Source organism: Glycomyces niveus, assembly GCF_017592475.1.
Taxonomy (GTDB): domain Bacteria; phylum Actinomycetota; class Actinomycetes; order Mycobacteriales; family Micromonosporaceae; genus Glycomyces; species Glycomyces niveus.
Window position 1 is genome coordinate 227,956 of sequence record NZ_JAGFNP010000008.1, and the last position, 20,234, is coordinate 248,189.

Consider the following 20,234-nt stretch of genomic DNA (forward strand, 5'->3'; position numbering starts at 1 on the left):
CGACTGAAACCGCCGAGGCGATCGCCCTTGGGAGCGATACCAGGATCGTACGGGAGCGTGTTCCACAACGCAAGCCCGGGTGTGAGGGTCGTTACTCGCTTGTTACAGCGCCGCCCACGGCGTGGAGATCGATGATCTCAGATTCGTAACTGTGATCATGACGGTACACGGCTCTGAACTGGAAAAATACTTGCCAATCGGGCATGTATCCGCCGGTCTGTGCATAAATTTAGAGATGTCAATGTATTGACATTTGGCCTCGAAACTTGGCAGCATGACTTGGGAGCGCTTCCGCAAACCGGTCCGATTCGTTCCACCTGCGCGGTTCGAAGACGACCATCCCGGCATGAGCGCTCCCACGAAAACGGACACACCACCCACAGGAGTAGCCAAATGGATCTCGACAACCTGGCCCCGCCGAAGCGCGCCAGACGCCGATGGCGCCGCGCCGCCGCGGTGACGCTGCCGGTCGCCCTCGTGGGCACCCTCGCCGCGGTGGCCGCCCCCCAGGCCTTCGCCAACCCCACCTGCGGCGGGTTCGAATACAACGTCGTCTCCACCTGGGGCGGCGGCTTCCAGGCCAACGTGTCCCTGACCGGCGGCACCGCCGGCCTCAACGGCTGGGACCTCGAGTGGCAGTTCCCGGCCGGGACCACGGTCGCCAACGCCTGGAACGTCGACTGGAGCCAGAGCGGCACCACCTTTAAGGGCGGCGACGTCGGCTGGAACGGCACCGTCGCGTCCGGCCAGAAGCGGGAGGTGTTCGGCTTCATCGGATCCGGCTCGGCCACCGCCCCCACCGGCGTCAAGGTCAACGGCGAGACCTGCGGCAGCGTCACCCCGGTCGAACCCGAGCTCGAGGTCTCCCGCGCGAACGTCGTGGTCGACCCCGGCGCCACCGCCTCGATCGACGTCGGCTTCTCCGCCGCCACCCAGGCGGCCGCCACCGTGACCACCGCGCGCACCTCCGGCTCGACCGCCATCTCGGTCGCCTCCGGCGGCTCGCTCAACTTCGCCGCCGGCGACACCAACACCAAGCCGGTCACCTTCAGCGCGGCCGCCAACGCCGCGCCCGGCGACTCGGCCACCTTCACCGTCTCGTCCTCCGGCTTCGACCCGCTCCAGGTCGTCGTCACCATCGCCGACCTCGGCGAGGTCACGGAGAACGAGGAACGCTTCCTCACCATGTACGACCAGCTCGCGGGCACGGACTCCCCGTACCTGCACCAGATGGGCGTCCCCTACCACTCGGTGGAGGAGCTCATCGTCGAAGCGCCGGACTACGGCCACGAGACCACCTCCGAGGCCCTGAGCTACCAGATGTGGCTCGAAGCGGCCTACGGCCAGGTCACGGGCGACTGGTCCGGTTACAACCAGGCCTGGGAGACCGCGGAGACCTACGCGATCCCCGACCTCAACCCGACCAACTACAACCCCAACTCGCCGGCTTCGTACGCGCCCGAATCGGGCGACGTCACCGACTACCCGACGCAGCTGGACTTCAACGCGCCCGTCGGCGACGACCCGCTCGGCGCCGAGCTGCGCAACACCTACGGCAACAACCGCATGTACGGGATGCACTGGATCCTGGACGTCGACAACGCCTACGGCTTCGGCGAATGCGGCGACGGCACCACCGAGCCGGCGTACATGAACACCTTCCAGCGCGGCTCGCAGGAGTCGACCTGGGAGACCATCGCGCACCCGTCGTGCGAGACCTTCGAATACGGCGGCCCGAACGGCTTCCTCGACCTGTTCGTGGGCGACTCCGCATACTCGCGCCAGGAGCGGTACACCGCCGCCCCCGACGCCGACGCGCGCGCCGTCCAGGTCGCCTGGATGGCCCAGAAGTGGGCCACCGAGCAGGGCGCCCAGAACCAGATCGCCGGATCGCTCGACAACGCGTCCAAGATGGGCGACTACCTCCGGTACGCCTTCGCGGACAAGTACTTCAAGCAGATCGCCGGCGACTGCATCGGCATCAGCTCCTGCCCCGACGGCACCGGCAAGTCCTCGTTCCACTACCTGCTCTCCTGGTACTACTCCTGGGGCGCGGGCATGAACGGCGACTGGTCGTTCCGCATCGGCGGTTCCGGCGTCCACCAGGGCTACCAGAACCTCATGGCCGCGTACGCCCTCTCCGAGGGCGGCCTGGCCCCGAACTCGCCCACCGCGGACGACGACTGGGCCAAGAGCCTCGACGCCCAGCTGGACTTCCTGGAATGGCTCCAGGTCCCGGCCGGTTCGCCGGGCGCCGGCGCCATCGCGGGCGGCGCGACCAACAACTGGGGCGGCAACTACGGCAACCCCACCACCAGCGCCGAGCACAACGGCCTGTACTACGACGAGCAGCCCGTGTGGCACGACCCGCCGTCGAACCGCTGGTTCGGCTTCCAGGTCTGGGGCATGGACCGCGTGGCGCAGTACTGCTACGAGACCGACGACGCCCGCGCCTGCGACATGCTCGACAAGTGGGTCGCCTGGGCGCTCTCGGTGTCCGACATCAGCGCGACCGACTACAGCCTCCCGGGCGACCTGGAGTGGAACGGCGAGCCGGGGGCGGGCCTGTCCGCCTCGGTGATCAACATGTCCAAGGACCCGGGCGTGGCCGGCGCCTTCGCGAAGATCCTGTCGTACCACGCGGCCGCGACGAACGACGCGGCCTCGCAGACGGCGGCCTCGAACCTGCTCGACGGGCTCTGGGCGATCAACGACGGCATCGGCGTGACGCAGACCGAGGGCCGGGCGGACTACTGCCGCTTCGGCGACGAGGTCTACATCCCCGAGGGCTGGACGGGCACCATGCCGAACGGCGACGTGCTGGAGAACGGGGTCACGTTCATCGAGACCCGCTCCTTCATGAAGGAGTTCGAGGGCTGGGACCAGGTCCAGGCGTACATCGACGGCGGTTGCACCGGCCCCGCGCCGGAGTTCGACTACCACCGGTACTGGCACCAGGTCGAGGTCGCGACGGCCTTCCAGACCTACGCCACCCTCTTCGAGTAAGCCCATGAAGCGGCGCCCGGTGACCAAGCCGGGCGCCGCACTCACCACTACGCGGTGAACGGCGCGATCGGTTGCCTCTGCTTCCGATCGCGCCGTTCCGCGTCCTCAGGTGCTTGCGCCCGTAGGGGTCTCAAGCTGAGCACACAGGTCGGGTCCGCCGGACGGGGATCGCGGGCCCACCGGGCCCGACCTCTATGCTCAGCGCCTCCTGGCCCCCACCGCCAGTGCGCTGCAGTCGTTCTCGCCTCAGTCGACGTCGATGTCGAGGTCCTGCGCGGCGTCCCAGAAGGTCTCGGACACCGGGCGGGCGCTGGCGATGCCGGCCATGGCGGTGACGCCGCCGGGCAGGTAGGTCGAGGCGATGGTGGTGTAGTCGACGCCGTCGTCGGCGTGGGCGACGGTGATGGTGCCGCCGGCGCGGATGAGCCGCAGCCAGATCTCGTCCGATTCGGTGTCCACAGGGGACAGCGACCAGTTGGTGTGCTCGCGGGTGGTGACCGTGGAGACGAGGTGCTGGCCGCCGAGGTACTCGGCCCCGGTCTTGACCCAGTTGGACTCGTCGACGCGGATGGTGAGCGAGGCTTCGGCGTGCTGGTGGCGGTGCTCGGGGCGGAAGCGCATGGCGATCTCGCCGTCGCCCGCGAGCTCGAGGCCGTAGATGTAGACGTGTTCGGTGAGGCGCTCGGATCCGGCGCTGCGGTTGAAGGTGGTCTTGATCTCGAAGTAGGGAGTGATCAATCCACCGTCAACCGTCCATTGTACTTCTTCAGAAGGAGACTGCATGATCCTATGATGCCACACGCGATCAGGGCGATTTCGGGCAAAGCGGTCGTGGTAACCCAAAGTTAATCCAGTCTTCGAGTCGGTCACATTCCTGAAACCCCAGCTCAATCCCGATATGCAGCGCAACGTGCGGCTTCCGTTACGCTGCTTGGAGAGCGCTCGACCCACCCTTCGGTCCGTCGCCGAAGCGGTTGTCGCCCAATGGCTCGCGTGATTCGGATGCGGTCGGCGACGCTGTAGAGGCTACCCCGGCCGCCCCGAATTGCAAACACGGAAATGGGAACTGCATTCGTGTTTCATGTGATTCGGAATGTTCTGAGAGTTCGCCACTGTTCGCATCGGCGCCAGGCGGACTAGAGTGCCGAGTGCTCATACCCGTGTCCTCGCGGCCTGCTCGTCCGTTAGTCGGTAGAGAGGCGAACGCAGTGCACGGAAGCGAAGGCGAATGAGGGGATAAGCGTGAGCATGCAGCATTCAGCGAGGCAGGCGCCGCAAGGCGCCGACGCGCCGGAACCGGGCCGCGGCCTGCCGCGCCAGGAGCGCACCGCGCCGCCCCGCCGCTCGCGCCATACCGCCGCGGCCCCGGCGCCCGATCCCGCCTCGATGGTGGTGCCGATCCCCGCCCGCTCGCGCCGCTCCCGCCGCGACGAGCCGTCGAAGCTCTTCTCTCTGGAGCAGCCGCCGCCGCTCGAGGCGCCCGCGGGGATCACCGAGATCACCGGCTGGGCCCTCGCCGCCGCGATGTGGCGCGACCACCTGCCCGAGCAGCTGCTGGGCATCGACTGCGCCTCCTGCAAGCAGGCGTGGCCCTGCGACACGTGGAAGATCGCGGACGACCTCCTCACCGAATGCTGCGAGGCCGCGGGCGGCGCGCCCGCCGGAGCCCGCTAGCCTCACCAGGCGTGAAGTTGAGCCGACCCGACTCAACTTTCGTGCGGTTCATCACAATTCCTGTGATCGGCTTGACAGTCGATTCCTGTAGTTCGAACATTGAGTCTATCCGGCTCAACTTGGTTCGGGGTTCCCGCCCGGCCGCTTGAGACAGAGACTCGTCTCCGATCCCGGAGGCATCTGTTCGACTACGTCAGGAGATCAACATGGCACGTGCGGTCGGCATCGACCTCGGCACGACGAACTCCGTGGTCAGCGTCCTCGAAGGCGGGGAGGCCACGGTCATCACCAACGCTGAGGGGGCCCGGACCACCCCGTCCATCGTGGCGTTCGCCAAGAACGGTGAAGTGCTCGTCGGCGAAGTGGCCAAGCGCCAGGCGGTCACGAACCCTGACCGCACCATCCGCTCCGTCAAGCGCTACATGGGCACCGACTGGACCGTCGACATCGACGGCAAGTCGTACACCGCGCAGGAGATCAGCGCGCGCATCCTCATGAAGCTCAAGCGCGACGCCGAGGCCTACCTGGGCGAGAACGTGACCGACGCGGTCGTCACCGTCCCGGCCTACTTCTCGGACGCGCAGCGCACCGCCACCAAGGAGGCGGGCGAGATCGCGGGCCTCAACGTCCTGCGCATCATCAACGAGCCCACTTCGGCGGCACTGTCCTACGGCCTCGACAAGGGCGAGGACGAGCAGACCATCCTCGTCTTCGACCTCGGCGGCGGCACCTTCGACGTGTCCCTGCTCGAGATCGCCGACGGCGTCATCCAGGTCAAGGCCACCTCGGGCGACAACCACCTCGGCGGCGACGACTGGGACGACCGGGTCATCCAGCACCTGGTCAAGACCTTCAACGGCCAGTACGGCGTGGACCTGTCCAAGGACAAGATGGCCATGCAGCGCCTCAAGGAGGCCGCCGAGAAGGCCAAGATCGAGCTCTCCAGCGCCACCAACACCTCGATCAACCTGCCCTACATCACCGCGGGCCCCGACGGTCCCCTGCACCTCGACGTCTCGCTCTCGCGCGCCGAGTTCGAGCAGATGACCTCCGACCTCCTCGACCGCTGCAAGAAGCCGTTCGAGCAGGCCGTGAAGGACGCCGGGATCAACGTCTCCGAGGTCGACCACGTCATCCTCGTCGGCGGCTCCACCCGCATGCCGGCGGTCTCCGACCTGGTCAAGCGCCTCATCGGCCGCGACGCGCACAAGGGCGTCAACCCCGACGAGGTCGTCGCGATCGGCGCGACCCTCCAGGCCGGCGTCCTCAAGGGCGAGGTCAAGGACGTGCTGCTCCTCGACGTCACGCCGCTGTCGCTCGGCATCGAGACCAAGGGCGGGATCTTCACCAAGCTCATCGAGCGCAACACCACGATCCCGACGAAGCGCTCGGAGGTCTTCACGACCGCCGACGACAACCAGCCGTCGGTGCTCATCCAGGTGTTCCAGGGCGAGCGCGAGATCGCGGCCTACAACAAGAAGCTCGGCACCTTCGAGCTCACCGGCCTGCCGCCGGCGCCGCGCGGCGTCCCGCAGATCGAGGTCACCTTCGACATCGACGCGAACGGCATCGTGAACGTCTCCGCGAAGGACTCCGCGACCGGCAAGGCCCAGTCGATGACCATCTCGGGCGGCTCGAGCCTGGCGCAGGACGACATCCAGCGGATGATGGCCGAGGCCCAGGAGCACGCCGAGGAGGACCGGCAGCGCAAGGAGGAGGCCGAGACCCGCAACATGGGCGAGTCGCTGGTCTACCAGACCGAGAAGCTGCTGGCCGAGAACGGCGACAAGATCCCGGACGACCTCAAGGGCCGCATCAACGAGGCCACCGCGACCCTCAAGGGCGCGCTGGGCGGCAGCGACATCGAGGCGATCAAGACCGCCACCGAGGAGCTGTCCAAGGTCAGCCAGGAGGCCGGCCAGGCCATGTACGCGGCGGCGCAGGCCGCCTCGGGCACCGAGGCCCCGACCGCGCCGAACACGGACGCCCCCGGCGCCGATGACGTCGTCGACGCCGAGATCGTCGATGACGACAAGGACCAGAAGTGACGGACGAAGGCAACAAGGACGCCGACGACCTTCAGCCGGACGACGCCGAGGGCGCCGCGGAGGACGACTCGACGGAACTGACCGTCGACGACATCCTCGCGGCCGCCTCGGACGACGGGCAGGCCGCCGATGACGCGGTCGCCGTCCTCCAGTCGACGGTCGAAGAGCGCACCCGGGACCTGCAGCGCGTCACCGCGGAGTTCCAGAACTACCGCAAGCGCGTCGAGCGGGACAAGGCCCGCTCCGGCGAGCTGGCGACGGCCGCGGTGCTGCAGAGCCTGCTGCCGGTGCTCGACGACCTCGACCGGGCGCGCGACCACGGGGACCTCAACGGCCCCTTCGGGTCCGTGGCCGAGCAGCTGGTCAGCGCGCTCGGCAAGCACGGCCTGGAGTCCTTCGGCACCAAGGGCGACGCGTTCGACCCGCAGGTCCACGAGGCCGTGGCGCACATGCAGATGCCGGGCGTCGACGGACCGACCTGCATCGACGTGATGCGCTCGGGCTACCGCCTCGGCGACAAGCTCCTGCGCCCCGCCTTGGTGGCGGTCGCCGAGCCGACCGACGACGTCGAGCCGGCCGAGGCCGAGGAACCGGAGTCCGAGGCGGCGGAAGCGGACGAGGCGGTGGTCGACGAGTCCGAGGGCGACGAGGCCGAAGCCGAAGCGGCGGAGGCCGAGGCGTCGGACGACGCGAAGGCCGAAGGCAAGGCCAAGAAGAAGAAGGACAAGGGCGACAAGGACTCCTAGAGTCCGGGCCCCGATCGATGAGCGAGTAGAGGAGGCGTCCGGTGGCATCGCAGGAATGGCTTGAGAAGGACTTCTACGCCATACTCGGCGTGCCGCAGGACGCCTCCAAGAAGGACATCGAGCGGGCGTACCGCAAGCTCGCGCGCGAACTGCACCCCGACCACAACCCGGACCCGTCCGCCGAGGAGCGTTTCAAGGGCGTCTCGGAGGCCTACTCGGTGCTCCACGACGACAAGGCGCGCAAGGAGTACGACCAGATCCAGCTGATGAAGTCCGGGCGCGGCGGCTTCGGCGGCGGCATGCCGGGCGGCGGCATCCACTTCGAGGACCTGTTCGGCAACACGGGCGGCTCGGGCGGGTTCTCCGACCTGTTCGGCGACCTCTTCCGCGGCGGCAGCGGCGGCGCGCACCGGCGCCGCTCGGGCGCGCAGCGCGGCAACGACCTGCGCACCCACATCACGCTCGACTTCGCCGACGCGGTGAAGGGCACCACGACCGAGCTGCGGATGCGCGCGCCGGGCGAGTGCGAGACCTGCCACGGCTCGGGCGCGAAGCCCGGCACGGCCCCGAGCACCTGCCCCCGCTGCGGCGGCCGGGGCCTGGTGACGGAGAACCAGGGCGCGTTCAGCTTCGCGCAGCCGTGCCCCGAATGCGAGGGCACCGGCACCGTGGTCATCGACCCGTGCCCCGACTGCGGCGGTACGGGCGCGACCACGCGGGACCGCGTGATCACCGTGCGGGTGCCGGTGGGCATCGGCGACGGCCAGTCGATCCGCCTGGCGGGCCGCGGCTCCCCGGGCGAGCGCGGCGGGCCCGCGGGGGACCTCCTGGTGAAGGTCACGGTGCGCGCGCACCCGCTGTTCGCGCGCGACGGCGACAATGTGACGGTGCGATTGCCGGTCTCCTTCCCTGAGGCGGCGATGGGTGCGAAAGTGAAGGTGCCGACCCTCGACGGGCCGGTGACCTTGAAGATCCCGGAGGGCACGCCCACGGGGCGGGTCCTGCGGGTCAAGGGCCGCGGCGTGCCGGGCAAGGGCGACCTGCTCGTCACGGTGGAGGTCGAGGTGCCGCAGGTCCTCTCGGCCGAGGCCCGCGAGGCCCTGGAGAAGTACGCGGCCGCCAGTCCGGCGGCCGACCGCTCGAAGCTGGAAGAGCTGACGGGCCAATGAGACCCAAGGCGAGGAACACGACCCGCAACCCGGCGCTCCCGCGCCCGGCCCGCTGGCGCGCCGCCAAGTCGCGCGAAGCGGCGGTCGTCCCCGCCTTGAGCGACTTCGGAACCGACCCGGCCCACCCGGTCCGCGATTCGGTGCTTCAGCGCCTGGGCCGCTGGCGCGCCAAGGCGAGTGACGCCGTGACCGGTCGTTCCTCGGGCGAGTCCGGAACGGACCGGGCGACCCGGCCCGGACCGGCGGCGGCTGCCGGGATCGACGCCGGTGCGCCGGAGGCGACCGGCGGGCGCGCGAAGCTTCAGGGCGTCCGACGCCTGGGTTCGCGACTCTCGCGGCCGATCACCGGGCGCGTCTCGGCGGTTCGCCGCAAATCGGACCTCCGCAGCGCCCCCGAAACCAAGGGTCCCACCTGGGTCCGACACTTCCCGTCACCGGTGCCCGGCAAGCGGCGAGCCGACGACGACCGCGGGCGCGGCCGTTCAGGTCGCGCACCGGGCGCGTCGGACACCGACGAGGCGCGCCGGCCCGGCCGCTTCGGCCGCACAGCGGGGGACAAGTCACGTGGGCGCAGTCGCATGCGGTTGGGCCGCAAGTCGCCCGCTCGCCCGGCCGACTGGATTCCGGTGCGGTACCGGGTGGCGCGGGCGGTGGGGGCGGCGGCGAGTGCGCTGCCCGAGTCCCGGGCCGTGCGCGTCGGGACGGCCGTCGCCGAGCTCGTCGCGGCGAACCAGGGCGTCATCAAGGCCGGTCTGACCGCCGCGAGCGCGGTCCCGGTGCTGCGTCCGTACGTGAAGGTCGCCGCGACCGCCATGGGCGCCATCGCCGTCGCGCGTCGCATCGCGCGCGCCAAGAACGCCGCCTCCGATGTCGCCGCCGCGTTCCGCGGCCCCGCGACGCCGGGAATGGCCCACGCCGGCAACGGCTTCGGCCTCGACGCCAAGGCGCTCCCGTCGAAACCGGCGAGTGGCCGCGAGTCGGCCTCCGCCCCAGCGGGCAAGGGCGCGGGCGCTCCAGGCGTCCCCGCGCAAACGAACGGTCGCGGGTCGGAGACGGACCGCCCGGCGGAGACGGCCCTTCGGCATCAGCCGGCCGACGATCGCGACGCCAAGACCGGCCACGCAGACAACGACTCCGACGCGGATGCCGCAAAGGACGCCTCCGGGACCCACGCGTCGGGGGTTGCCGGGGACGCCGTTCCCGCGCAGCCGACCGATGCGCGCGGCGCGAAGACCGGCCACGCAGACAACGACTCCGACGCGGATGCCGAAACGCGCGCTGGTGACGGTCTACAGCCGATCGATGGGCGCGAGGCGGAAGAAGTCGACCCGTCTGCGGCGTTGCAGTCGAAGCACCGCCGCGATGCGGAAGGCAGTACCGAGCAAGGGAGGGAACCGTGACCGCATCCGACCGAACCGGCCCGGTCTCCGGGCCCGGCCGCGGCAACGGCCGCGCCGCGGAAGGCGACGCCGAGCGCGCCGCCCGCCGCGCGGACGACCGCCGCGTGGACCGCGCGCCCGACATGGGCGCCCGCCACGTGCGCATCGAGATCGCCTACCACCAGCGCCTCGGCGGCACGGCGGACGAGATCGACTACGACGCCAAGATCCTCGCGATCTCGGCGGCGGCCGAGATGGCCGGGATGCACCCGCAGACGCTGCGCCAATACGACCGGCTCGGTCTCGTCGAGCCCGCCCGCACGCCCGGCGGCGGCCGCCGGTACTCGGTGCGGGACGTGACGCGCCTGCGCGAGATCCAGCGGCTCTCCCAGGACGAGGGCGTGAACCTCGCCGGGATCAAGCGCATCATGGACCTCGAGCGCGAAGTGCAGGCCGTGCGCGCCGAAGCGAGCGCGGCCGTCGAGGAGCTCGCGCGCGAGCTCCAGCGCGCCCGCGCGCAGCTCGCCGATCTTCAGGCGATGGCCGGTCCGTTCGGCCGCTCCACCGACATCGTCTTGTGGCGGGGCGAACAAAGATGACCGCTTGCCCCACCGCACCGTCCCGTTAAGATCGGGCCCATGCGACGAAAACGACGACGCTCCATCACGGCCGGCAAGCCGCGCCGAGCACGACATCGAAGTCCACGGCCCGGCGGCGATCCGCTCCGGGCACAGGAACCGCACCGCGCCGGCGCGCGCGGTGCGTTCGAACAGCGCAGTGCTGCTGCAGCACACCTAGGACGTGAGCGATGCTCATAGTCATCGGACTGGTCATCATCCTGGCCGTCACCGCCGCCACGGGCTTCTTCGTGGCGCTCGAATTCGCCTACACCGCCGTCGACCGGTCCCGCCTCGAGGACATCGCGAACGACGGCGACCTGCGCCGCGCCGCGCGCGCCCGCCGCGCCCTCAAGATCTGCTCCAGCCTGTCCTTCGCGCTCTCCGGCGCGCAGCTGGGCATCACCGTCACCGCGCTCTTCGTCGGCTTCTTCGCCGAGCCCTACCTCGGCCAGGGCCTCGCCGACCTCCTCGGCGTCGCGGGCGTCCCCGCCGGCGTCTCGGTCACCATCGGCGTCGTCTTCGCGTTCGTGTTCGCGAACGTCGTCCAGATGATCCTCGGCGAGCTCGGCCCCAAGAACCTCGCGATCGCCCGCACCGAAGCGCTCGCCCTCGCCCTCGCCGCGCCCACCAGCGCCTACCTCACCGTGTGCGGGCCGATCATCCGCTTCTTCGACGCGGCCTCCACGAAATTCCTGCGCCGCTTGGGCATCCAGCCCGTCGAAGAGCTGGAGCACAACGCCACCCCCGAGGACCTGCACCGCATCATCGACGTCTCCCGCGACGAGGGCGCGCTCGACCGAGGCCTGTCCGAACTGCTCGACCGCGGCCTCGACTTCTCCGAGACCGTCGCCGACCAGGCCATGACCCCGCGCGTCAACGTCCAGACCCTCTCGGCCGACGCCACTGTGGTCGAAGCGGTCGAAGCGCTCGCCGGGGGCCACTCGCGCTTCCCGGTCGTCGGCGACGACGTGGACGACCTGCGCGGCGTGGTCGGCATCGGCCAGATCATCGGCGTCCCCCGCGAGGAGCGCGGCTCGGTCACCGTCGGCGCGATCGCCGACCCGGCCCTGCTCGTGCCCGCCTCGCTGCCCCTCCCCACCCTGCTCGAGCGGATGCGCAGCCAGCACCGCCAGCTCGCGTGCGTCGTCGACGAGTTCGGCGGCTTCGCCGGGATCGTCACCCTCGAAGACCTCGCCGAAGAGCTCGTCGGCGAGATCCGCGACGAGCAGGACCGCTTCGAGGCCGTCCCCGTATCGCTCGCCGGCGGCGCCTGGCTCATCCCCGGCCGCTGGCGCATCGACGAGGTCGCCGACGCCACCGGCATCGAACTGCCCGAAGGCGAGCACTACGAGACGATCGCCGGACTCGTGATGTCCCAGCTCGGCCGCATCGCCCACCCGGGCGACACGGTCGACGTGGAGACCGTGCCGCGCGTCGGCGACGCCCCCGAGCACCCCGACACCGCGCCGCGCCTGGTGCGCATGGTCGTCGTCTCCTGCTCCCGTCATGTGCCGCAAGCGATCGAGCTGCGGCCCCAGCCGGTGGAGGTGGACGCGTGAGCACCGGTCCCGCACTGCTGATCTCCGTACTCCTCTTGGCCGCCAACGCCTTCTTCGTGGCCGCCGAGTTCGCCCTCGTGGCGTCCCGCCAGCACCGGCTCGAGCAGGACGGCTCCCGCGCCGCCCGGGCCGCCTTGCGCGGCACCAAGAACCTGTCCCTCATGCTCGCGGGCGCCCAGCTGGGCATCACCGCGTGCACCGTGGGCCTCGGCGCCCTCGCCGAGCCGGCGCTGGCGCACGCGATCGAGGTGCCGCTGGAGGCGATCGGCCTCGAGGCGGCGGCGCATCCGATCGCGTTCACGATCGCGCTGCTCGTGGTCGTGTTCCTGCACATGGTCGTGGGCGAGATGATGCCGAAGTCGTGGGCGATCACCCACCCCGAGGCGTCGGCGATGGCGCTGATCTGGCCGTTCACCGGATACGTGTGGGCGACGAAGCCGATCCTGCTGGGGCTCAACCACGGTGCGAACGCGCTCCTGCGGGCGTTCAAGGTCGAGCCGGCGGACGAGAAGGCCCAGGCGCACTCGCCGGAGGAGCTGCGGTACCTGCTGCGCTCGTCGGCGGAGGCGGGGATGCTCGGCGAGCCGGAGCGGCAGATGCTCACGCACGCCATCGAAGTGCAGCGCCGCCCGGTGGGCGAGCTGTCGATCCCGTGGCCGCAGGTCGTGACGATCCCGGCCGGTTCGACTGCGGTGCAGGCCGAGGAGCGCAGCCGCGACACGGGACGTTCGCGCCTGGTCGTGGTGGACGCGGAGGAGCGCCCGGTGGGCCTGGTCCATGTGCGCGAGGCCGTGCAGGCCGAGCCGGGGGCCGCGGTCGCGGACATGGCGGCCGCGCCGCTGCTGGTAGGCGCGGACATCACGGTGGCCGCGGCGGTGGCGCTCATGCGCCGCCAGCGGGCGCAGCTCGCGCTCGTCACGGGTGCCGACCGCGAGGTCACGGGCCTGGTCGCCATGGAGGACCTGCTCGAGGAGATCATGGGCGACTTCGACGACGAGACGGACCGCCGCAACTAGCCGACGAATCGAACAAGGGAGCGGGTCTCGGCTTCGGTCGGGGCCCGTTCCCTTTCGGCGTCTGGACGTTTTCGGCGCGACACGCGGCGCGGGGCGTGTTCGTCGCCGGTTTCGGGCCCTTCAGGCGTGATCATGATTCATCAACCGTTTCCTGTGACTCTGGAAGACCATGTCGAAATTCTTCGAGGAAACCGGGCCCGAATTCGCTGTCGCCATGCGCGGCTACGACCGCAATCAGGTCGAAGAGTTCACTTCCCGGCTGTACCAGAACATCAAGAACCACGAGCAGCACCGCGACGAGGCGTCGCGGGCATTGGAAGCCGCGGAGCAGCAGCTGCGCCGCGCCGAGGAGCGCATCGCCGCGCTCGAGCGGCGCGTCTCCGACCGCGCCACGCAGATCGCCGAGGCCGAGGCCCCGACCCTGGCCGGGCTCGGCGCGCGCGTCGAGAAGATCCTGCGGGCCGCCGAGCAGGACGCGGGCGTGCAGAAGGCCGACGCGAAGCGCCAGGCCGCGTCGATGCTGAACGAGGCCCGCGCCGAGGCCGAGTCGATGCTGCGCACCGCCCACACCGAGGCCGCGGAGATCACCGCGACCACGGACCAGGATGTGACCGAGATCCGCGCCCGCGCGGTGAACGAGACGACCGAGCTGCGCGAGAACGCCCGCCGCAGCCACGATCTGGCCATCGCCGACGCGCACCGCGAGGCCCAGACCCTGCAGGCCCAGTCGCGCGCCGAGGCCGAGAAGACCCGCTCGCAGGCCGATCGGGAGATCGCGGTCCAGCGGGCCACGGCCGAACGCGAGGTCACCGAGCTCAAGGCGCACGCCGCCCGCGAGTCGGACGAGCAGCGCAACGCCGCGCAGCGCCTCCTCGCCGAGGCCGCCGAGCACCGCAAGAAGAAGACCCAGGAGCTCATCCTCGCCGAGGCCGACCGCCGCGAGCGGGCGCAGAAGGAGGAGGCCGACCGGCACCAGCAGGCCATCGCGACCGCGCAGCGGATCGTCTCGGAGGCCGAGGACCGGCTGGCGCTCGCCGAGGAGCGGGCCCGCAGTTCGGAGAACCGGTCGGTGGAGCGCCGCGAGGAGGCCGACCAGCAGGCGAAGGACGCCCTGCACCGGGCGGTCGAGCAGGCGAAGGTGGTCAAGGCCGACGCGGCGAAGGAGGCGGAGCGCCTGCGCCGCAACGCGGAGGAGCGCGCCGCCGAGCGCGTGCAGCCGCTCGCCGAAGAGGTCGAGGCCCTGTCGCGCCAGCGCGACAGCGCCGGATCGAACCTGACGGACCTGCGCCGCCAGCTCGGCCTGGTCTCGGGCGAGGAGGAGCCGATCCTCGTGGGCTCGAGCGTCGGGGCTTCGAACGCGCTGTCTTCGAGTGGACTGTCTTCGAGCGCACTGTCGAGCGGGTCGAGCTTCGACCTGCCGTCGGCGGGCACCGGGTACGAGTCCCCGGCGGCGCTGGGGGTCTTCGAGTCGGAGTCGGCGCCGCTGCCGATCAACAAGCAGCGGGACGGCTCGGACATCGACCGCACCCAGCAGTTGCCGGTGGTCCGCTAGGGGCGAGCCGCAACTGAAGCACGAACGCCGCGCGCCGCGGTCGGCCGAGCAGAGGGCGAAAACGCTCTCCGCACTGGCCGACCGCGGCGCGGCCCTATATTATAAATAAACTGAACTAATTCGGTGAGGGCACGACACCGCCCCCGCCCACCCCTCGGGCCCGCGCGCCACGCGAGCCGGACACCAGCAACGCGACCACCCACAGGAGCCCCGCACATGCAGCGCCGCATCTCGCTGATCCCGCAGCCGCAGCAGCTCACCGCCGCAGACGGCGACCTCGACCTGAGCACCCTCAGCGCCATCGCCGCAGCACCCGAGCTGCACCCCCTGGCCTGGCTCCTCTCCGACCTGCTCAACCGCGGCACCGGCCTGCGCCTCCCCGTCGCGCAATCCACCGCAAAGGACCCTGCTAAAGGCCGCGTCCTGCGCCTCGCCCTCGAAGGCGAACGCCCCGAGGACTTCACGACCGCCGCCGAGGCCTACCGCCTCGACATCACCGCCGACGGCGTCGCCCTCACCGCCGCCCACCCCGCCGGCATCGCCCGCGGCATCGCCACCCTCCGCCAGCTCCTCCCCGCCGACGCCCTCCGCGAGGCCCCCGCCGCCGACCCGGTCGTGCCGCTCGCGCGCATCGCCGACGAGCCGCGCCTGCGCTGGCGCGGCGTCATGCTCGACGTCGCCAGGCACTTCCAGCCCAAGGATTTCGTGCTCAAGATGATCGACCGGGCCTGGCTCCACCGGCTCAACGTCGTCCACCTGCACCTCACCGACGACCAGGGCTGGCGCTTCGAGGTGCCGACCCGTCCCAAGCTCACCGAGATCGGGTCCTGGAGGGCCGCGACGAAGATCGGGCACGCCCGCAGCGACGAGGGCTACGAGCCCACCCCGCACGGCGGGTTCTTCTCCGTCTCGGACCTGCGCGAGATCGCCTCGTACGCGCGCGAGCGGCACATCATGATCGTCCCCGAGGTGAACCTCCCGGGCCACGCCCGCGCGGTGCTCGCCGCCTACCCCGAACTCGGTGTGGGGCAGAACGAACCGGTCTGCCCCACGTTCGGCGTCTTCGAGGAGGTCCTGGAGCCGACGCAGGCCGCGCTCGACTTCGCGCTCGAGGCGTACACCGCGATCGGCGAGGTCTTCGACGGCCCGTTCATCCACATCGGCGGCGACGAGGTGCCGATGACCCAGTGGGAGTCGTCCCCGATCGCCCGCGAGCTCATGGAGCGCGAAGGCCTCGAGGACGCGCGCGGCGTGCAGGCCTGGTTCACGCGCGCGTTCTGCGACCACCTCGCGAAGATGGGCAAGCGGGTCATCGGCTGGGACGAGATCCTCGACGGCGGCGCGCCCGCCGAGGCCGCGGTCCAGGTCTGGCGCACCCAGGCCTATGTCGAGAAGGCCCTCGAGGCCGGGCACGAGGTCCTGGTCAGCCCCCAGACGCACGTGTACTTCGACCACTACGAGAGCGACGACCCGACCGAGCCCCTGCGCATCCACGGCCTCACCCCGATCGAGAAGGTCGCGGCGTGGGACCCGGCCCCGGCCGGCGTCGACGAGTCGCGCATCCTCGGCGCGCAGTGCCAGCTGTGGTCGGAGTACCTGCCGAACCCGCGCGACGTCGAGTACGCCGCGTTCCCGCGCCTCGCCGTCTTCGCCGAGGTCGCGTGGACGAACGTCGACGTGCGCGCCGCCGATCCCGTCCTCGACCGCCTCCCCGCGCATCTGGAGCGCCTGCACGCCATGGGCATCGGCTACCGGCCGCTCGAAGGCCCCCACCCGTGGCAGCAGGGCGGCACCGGCCGCTACCGGCGCTTCGACTGGGACTTCACCGAGCCCGAGGCCGCATAGCTCCCGATCGCCTTGGCGCGAAACGAAACCCGTGCGGGCCGCCGAAGCGGCCCGCACGGGTTTCTTTACTATGGGTCTCAGTCCCCGACGGCGGTGCCGGCGCATTGCGGGTCAGCAGCAGGGTCAGCAATCGGGACGGCCGGCGCCGCCGCCGGGGAGTCCGCGCCCCGGGCCGCCTTCGCGGGCCGCCCGGGCGAGTTCCGGTTCCGGTCTACGGTCGCCCGTAGCCGACGATGCTGCCGCCGTAGTCGATGTCCACGATCTTCACCACGGTCGTCGAGTTCGGGGCGTGGATGATCTCGCCGTCCCCGATGTACATGCCGACGTGCGCGAGGTCGTTGTAGAAGACGAGGTCGCCTTCCTGGAGCTCGTCGCGGGAGATCCGCGCGGTCTCGTCCCACTGCATGGCGGCGTTGTGCGACAGGCTCCTGCCCGCCGCGGCCCACGCCTGCTGGGTCAGGCCCGAGCAGTCCCACTCGTCAGGGCCGGCCTCGCCGTACACGTACGGCTCGCCGAGCTGCTCGAAGGCGAACGCCACGGCCGCGTTCGAGCCCTCGTAGTCGTACACGGGGCCGGGGTTCTCCTCCTCGTACGCGTCCTCGTAGTCGCTCTCGAGGTCGTCGATCTCGGCCTCGATCTCCTCCTGCTGCTTCTCGATGTCGCCCAGGATCTCGTCGGCGTCCGCCTGGAGCGCCTCGAGCTCTTCATGGCGGGTCTGCAGCTCCTCGACTTGCGCGAGGCTCGCCTGCAGCGACTCCTGCTCGGCCGAGGTGAGGCTGTCGAGGTACATGAGGCGGTCGGCGAAGTCGCCGGGGTCGCCGTCGAGGACCGAGTTGACCATCGCGAAGTCGCCGCCGGCGTACGCCGTGGCGGCGTACTCGGCCAGGGCCTCGTTCGCGGCCGCTGCTTCGGCTTCGAGCGCGGGCAGCTGGGCCTCGATCTCGGCGATGAGCTCCTTGGCGTCGTCGAGTTCCTCGCGCTTGGCGTTGTAGTCCTCGATGACCTTCTCGAGGTCCTCGTGGCGCTGGTCGATCTCGGCCTGGATCTCCTCGCTCGTCTGCGCGTTCGCAGAGGAGGTGGTGAACAGTGCGGCGCTCGCGGGGAGCAGTGCTGCGGCTGCGACGGCGGCAGCGATACGCCGGGTACGCACCAGGGATGCGCTCCTTCCTTTGGCCGCCTACCGGGTTAGCTGTCGGGTTCGGGCGGAAGGAAGGGTCGCCCTACACGCCCGGAGACGCGATTCACCCCGTCGGCCCTGCCAAGGACGCCGACTGCTGGTTCCCCGGTTCAGTGAGGCTGGGGGCCTCGCCGACTCGGCGGTGCCGCGCGGCGGGTGCGGGGTGCCCCCGAGTTTCCGACGCGACGCGTTCACGTTAGAGCCCGTTGTGGCCCTTGACAAGGGTCGGGGGAGAATTTCTCGCACAATGGCACGGAATACTACGGGCCGCTGCACCGGGCTGACAAGCAGTTGCCGATATACCCCTTAGGGGTATACACTGACGGCAGGAGGGAACGACATGAACGACCAGACCGACCGCACCGGAGTCGCCGGCGAGACGCCCCCGGCACCGGAAGCGCACGGCCACGACGGACACTACTGGTACCACGGCGACAAGGCCGCGCTCACGCGTCGCCTCAAGCGCATCGAAGGGCAGATCCGCGGCATCCAGCGGATGGTCGACGACGACCAGTACTGCATCGACATCCTGACCCAGATCTCGGCGTCCACCAAGGGACTCCAGGCCGTCGCGCTCAACCTCCTCGAAGGCCACCTGGCCCACTGCGTCGCCGAAGCGCAGACCTCGGGTGACCCGACCGCCGCCGAAGCCAAGGTGAAAGAAGCCTCGGACGCGGTGGCCCGACTGCTCAGAACCTGAACACCACCAACGCTCCCCGAAGGAGAAGCCATGGAGACCGTGTACGAAGTCAAGGGCATGACCTGCGGCCACTGCGTCGGCAGCGTCACCCAGGAGATCACCGCCCTCCCCGGCGTCCAGAACGTCGCCGTCGTCCTCGAGACCGGCAAGGTGACCGTCACCAGCGAGACCCCCCTCACCGAGGACGCCGTCCGCGAGGCCGTCGACGAGGCCGGCTACGAACTCGTCGGTACGTCCGAATAGTCCAAACTGCCTGCGGCCCTGAGCGCCCGTTCACCGGCTGTTCAGGGTCGCAGCGTTGCGCCCCTCGCGAACCCCTGCGATACAGTCGAGGCATGGCAGTATCCGACGACGAACGCTCCGTAGAGCTCGACGAGGACTTCTCGGTGCTCCCGGACCAGACCTCCGACGACACCGACCGCGGCTGGGGCGAGGCCCCCGCCCGGCGCCCCCGGAAGTCCGAATTCTCGGCCCGCGACCTCGACCTGCTCGCGGAACGCCCCCCGCACTGGTAGCACCCCGGACCGTTCCCGTGACCCCCGAATCCGAGCCTTTCACCCCCGGCGAGCGCATCACCCTGGCCGCCGAGGCCGTCCTGCTGCGCGCCGAACTCGTCGACCACCGCGACGAGCGCCAGGCCGACTTCGACCGACTGGCCCAGATGTGGCAGCCCACCATGGACGACGTCGACAGCGCCAACGAACTCCAGGCCATGGCCATCAACACGTACACGACCGCGCGCATCGAGAACGCCGAAGACCTCGCCATCCTCAACCGCGCCGTCGCCCTCGTCGACCAGTCGGTGGCCCTCATCGAACGCCCGACCCGCAGCCTCACGCCGCACCTCGCCCCCACCCTCGGCCAGCTCCAAGCCGCGCTCTTCGACCTCGAACGCTACGAAGAACTCCTGCCCCCCTTGGACGCCCTGGGGTTCCTCCTGGCGGAAGTGGCCGCAGCCGACGATTGACAGCCCTGTGGGCGCCGACCGTGTGACGGACAATGGCGACATGACGCCGACCTCCCCGCTGCCGCCCTGGCCTTCCACCCCGCCCGCGCACGGCGGTGTCGTGCTCCGCCGAGCGCGCGAAGACGACCTCGCGATGGTCCGGGACCTCGCCACCGACGACTACGTGCCGACCATCGGCACACTCCCTGCGCACGCCGACGACGCCGAAGCCCTCGCCTGGATCGACCGCCAGCACCGGCGCTACGACGAAGGCACCGGCTTCTCCTTCGCGATCGCCGACGCCGAAACCGACACGGCAGTCGGCCAATGCGGGCTCTGGCTCAGCGAACTCGAAGCGGGCCGGGCGACGGCCGGCTACTCGATCGCACCCGCCGACCGAGGCCGCGGCTACGCCGGAGACGCGCTCACCGCGCTCACCGCCTTCGGCTGGACGCTCCCCGGGCTCTTCCGGATCGCGTTGTACATCGAACCTTGGAACACCGGCTCGATCCGCACTGCCGAACGCGCCGGCTACGCCCGCGAGGGGCTGCTGCGAAGCCACCAGGAGATCGCCGGAACCCGCCGAGACATGCTCCTCTACGCCGCCGTCCGTCCCTAGAGGCCGTCTTTCGATAGCCGCAATGTCGTTCGGCTGCCGCTCCAATCGGCGCGAGGTTCAAGCGGCAGCGACAAAGAGGCCCCATATCGCTTGCCCGCACTTCGGCCGCCCGGCCCGAATCGATAGGGGTTCAATCGGGCAGCGACAAAGAGGTCCCATTCCTCTCCGGCCGGACCTC

General features: G+C 70.4%; 16 protein-coding genes, 2 pseudogenes and 1 riboswitch. Of the genes and pseudogenes, 16 read left to right on the forward strand and 2 right to left on the reverse strand.

The window, feature by feature from the left end:
• Positions 1 to 393 precede the first annotated feature (393 nt).
• A complete protein-coding gene (locus tag J5V16_RS15810) occupies positions 394 to 3,006 on the forward strand; it encodes a glycoside hydrolase family 48 protein (protein ID WP_208497396.1) in 2,613 nt (870 codons plus the stop codon).
• A 246-nt stretch (positions 3,007 to 3,252) separates the two neighbouring features.
• Here the strand turns inward: J5V16_RS15810 and J5V16_RS15815 are convergent, their stop codons facing one another.
• Entirely contained in the window at positions 3,253 to 3,744 is a 492-nt protein-coding gene (locus tag J5V16_RS15815; protein ID WP_208497397.1) for a DUF1349 domain-containing protein, read from the reverse strand.
• Between the two features lie 504 nt (positions 3,745 to 4,248).
• On the opposite strand from J5V16_RS15815, the gene J5V16_RS15820 reads away from it, so the two are divergent.
• The 10 genes and pseudogenes from J5V16_RS15820 to J5V16_RS15865 all read left to right on the forward strand — a co-directional run bounded on the left by J5V16_RS15820 (position 4,249) and on the right by J5V16_RS15865 (position 16,614).
• Entirely contained in the window at positions 4,249 to 4,680 is a 432-nt protein-coding gene (locus J5V16_RS15820; protein ID WP_208497398.1) for a hypothetical protein, read from the forward strand.
• Between the two features lie 206 nt (positions 4,681 to 4,886).
• Complete coding sequence (dnaK, locus tag J5V16_RS15825; RefSeq protein WP_208497399.1) at positions 4,887 to 6,728, forward strand: molecular chaperone DnaK; 1,842 nt, start codon at positions 4,887 to 4,889, stop codon at positions 6,726 to 6,728.
• Positions 6,725 to 7,285 (forward strand): annotated as a pseudogene (gene grpE, locus J5V16_RS15830) (nucleotide exchange factor GrpE); the annotation flags it as partial. The gene dnaK and the pseudogene grpE, both read left to right, overlap by 4 nt.
• 230 nt (positions 7,286 to 7,515) lie before the next feature.
• Complete coding sequence (gene dnaJ / locus J5V16_RS15835; RefSeq protein WP_208497401.1) at positions 7,516 to 8,643, forward strand: molecular chaperone DnaJ; 1,128 nt, start codon at positions 7,516 to 7,518, stop codon at positions 8,641 to 8,643.
• Positions 8,640 to 10,043: a hypothetical protein gene (locus J5V16_RS15840; RefSeq protein ID WP_208497402.1), complete on the forward strand. Its 1,404-nt coding sequence runs from the start codon at positions 8,640 to 8,642 to the stop codon at positions 10,041 to 10,043. Before dnaJ ends, J5V16_RS15840 begins: the two co-directional genes overlap by 4 nt.
• 122 nt (positions 10,044 to 10,165) lie before the next feature.
• Positions 10,166 to 10,621, forward strand: coding sequence for a heat shock protein transcriptional repressor HspR (locus J5V16_RS15845; protein ID WP_208497426.1), 456 nt, complete (start codon positions 10,166 to 10,168; stop codon positions 10,619 to 10,621).
• Positions 10,622 to 10,830: 209 nt separating this feature from the next.
• Positions 10,831 to 12,201, forward strand: a complete 1,371-nt coding sequence (locus J5V16_RS15850; RefSeq protein WP_208497403.1) for a hemolysin family protein — start codon at positions 10,831 to 10,833, stop codon at positions 12,199 to 12,201.
• Positions 12,198 to 13,217: a hemolysin family protein gene (locus J5V16_RS15855; protein WP_208497404.1), complete on the forward strand. Its 1,020-nt coding sequence runs from the start codon at positions 12,198 to 12,200 to the stop codon at positions 13,215 to 13,217. The genes J5V16_RS15850 and J5V16_RS15855 overlap by 4 nt, the downstream gene beginning before the upstream one ends.
• A gap of 169 nt (positions 13,218 to 13,386) precedes the next feature.
• On the forward strand, positions 13,387 to 14,769 hold the full coding sequence (locus tag J5V16_RS15860) for a coiled-coil domain-containing protein (protein WP_208497405.1): 1,383 nt from the start codon (positions 13,387 to 13,389) through the stop codon (positions 14,767 to 14,769).
• Positions 14,770 to 14,985: 216 nt separating this feature from the next.
• Positions 14,986 to 16,614, forward strand: a complete 1,629-nt coding sequence (locus tag J5V16_RS15865; protein ID WP_208497406.1) for a beta-N-acetylhexosaminidase — start codon at positions 14,986 to 14,988, stop codon at positions 16,612 to 16,614.
• A 211-nt stretch (positions 16,615 to 16,825) separates the two neighbouring features.
• On the opposite strand, the gene J5V16_RS25545 is transcribed toward J5V16_RS15865, so the two are convergent.
• A complete protein-coding gene (locus J5V16_RS25545) occupies positions 16,826 to 17,764 on the reverse strand; it encodes a C40 family peptidase (protein WP_208497407.1) in 939 nt (312 codons plus the stop codon).
• 8 nt (positions 17,765 to 17,772) lie between these two features.
• Positions 17,773 to 17,943, reverse strand: a riboswitch (cyclic di-AMP (ydaO/yuaA leader).
• 188 nt (positions 17,944 to 18,131) lie between these two features.
• Between J5V16_RS25545 and J5V16_RS25095 the strand changes: the two genes are divergently transcribed.
• From J5V16_RS25095 to J5V16_RS15895, 5 genes and pseudogenes are all read left to right on the forward strand, one after another.
• Positions 18,132 to 18,491 carry a metal-sensitive transcriptional regulator gene (locus tag J5V16_RS25095; protein WP_208497408.1) on the forward strand — a complete coding sequence of 120 codons (360 nt, stop codon included), beginning with the start codon at positions 18,132 to 18,134 and terminating at the stop codon, positions 18,489 to 18,491.
• Between the two features lie 27 nt (positions 18,492 to 18,518).
• Positions 18,519 to 18,734 (forward strand): annotated as a pseudogene (locus tag J5V16_RS15880) (heavy-metal-associated domain-containing protein); the annotation flags it as partial.
• Positions 18,735 to 18,826: 92 nt separating this feature from the next.
• Complete coding sequence (locus tag J5V16_RS15885; RefSeq protein WP_208497410.1) at positions 18,827 to 19,006, forward strand: hypothetical protein; 180 nt, start codon at positions 18,827 to 18,829, stop codon at positions 19,004 to 19,006.
• Positions 19,007 to 19,023: 17 nt separating this feature from the next.
• Positions 19,024 to 19,458, forward strand: coding sequence for a hypothetical protein (locus tag J5V16_RS15890; protein WP_208497411.1), 435 nt, complete (start codon positions 19,024 to 19,026; stop codon positions 19,456 to 19,458).
• 40 nt (positions 19,459 to 19,498) lie between these two features.
• Positions 19,499 to 20,056 carry a GNAT family N-acetyltransferase gene (locus J5V16_RS15895; protein WP_208497412.1) on the forward strand — a complete coding sequence of 186 codons (558 nt, stop codon included), beginning with the start codon at positions 19,499 to 19,501 and terminating at the stop codon, positions 20,054 to 20,056.
• Positions 20,057 to 20,234: the final 178 nt, after the last annotated feature.

What these genes read in the sequence shown, in the direction of transcription:
- J5V16_RS15885 (WP_208497410.1), top strand. Translation starts at nt 18,827, where the DNA reads ATGGCAGTATCCGACGACGAACGCTCCGTAGAGCTCGACGAGGACTTC.
- J5V16_RS15840 (WP_208497402.1), top strand. Translation starts at nt 8,640, where the DNA reads ATGAGACCCAAGGCGAGGAACACGACCCGCAACCCGGCGCTCCCGCGC.
- J5V16_RS15845 (WP_208497426.1), top strand. Translation starts at nt 10,166, where the DNA reads ATGGGCGCCCGCCACGTGCGCATCGAGATCGCCTACCACCAGCGCCTC.
- J5V16_RS15850 (WP_208497403.1), top strand. Translation starts at nt 10,831, where the DNA reads ATGCTCATAGTCATCGGACTGGTCATCATCCTGGCCGTCACCGCCGCC.
- J5V16_RS15895 (WP_208497412.1), top strand. Translation starts at nt 19,499, where the DNA reads ATGACGCCGACCTCCCCGCTGCCGCCCTGGCCTTCCACCCCGCCCGCG.
- J5V16_RS15810 (WP_208497396.1), top strand. Translation starts at nt 394, where the DNA reads ATGGATCTCGACAACCTGGCCCCGCCGAAGCGCGCCAGACGCCGATGG.
- J5V16_RS15865 (WP_208497406.1), top strand. Translation starts at nt 14,986, where the DNA reads ATGCAGCGCCGCATCTCGCTGATCCCGCAGCCGCAGCAGCTCACCGCC.
- J5V16_RS15860 (WP_208497405.1), top strand. Translation starts at nt 13,387, where the DNA reads ATGTCGAAATTCTTCGAGGAAACCGGGCCCGAATTCGCTGTCGCCATG.
- dnaK (WP_208497399.1), top strand. Translation starts at nt 4,887, where the DNA reads ATGGCACGTGCGGTCGGCATCGACCTCGGCACGACGAACTCCGTGGTC.
- J5V16_RS25095 (WP_208497408.1), top strand. Translation starts at nt 18,132, where the DNA reads ATGAACGACCAGACCGACCGCACCGGAGTCGCCGGCGAGACGCCCCCG.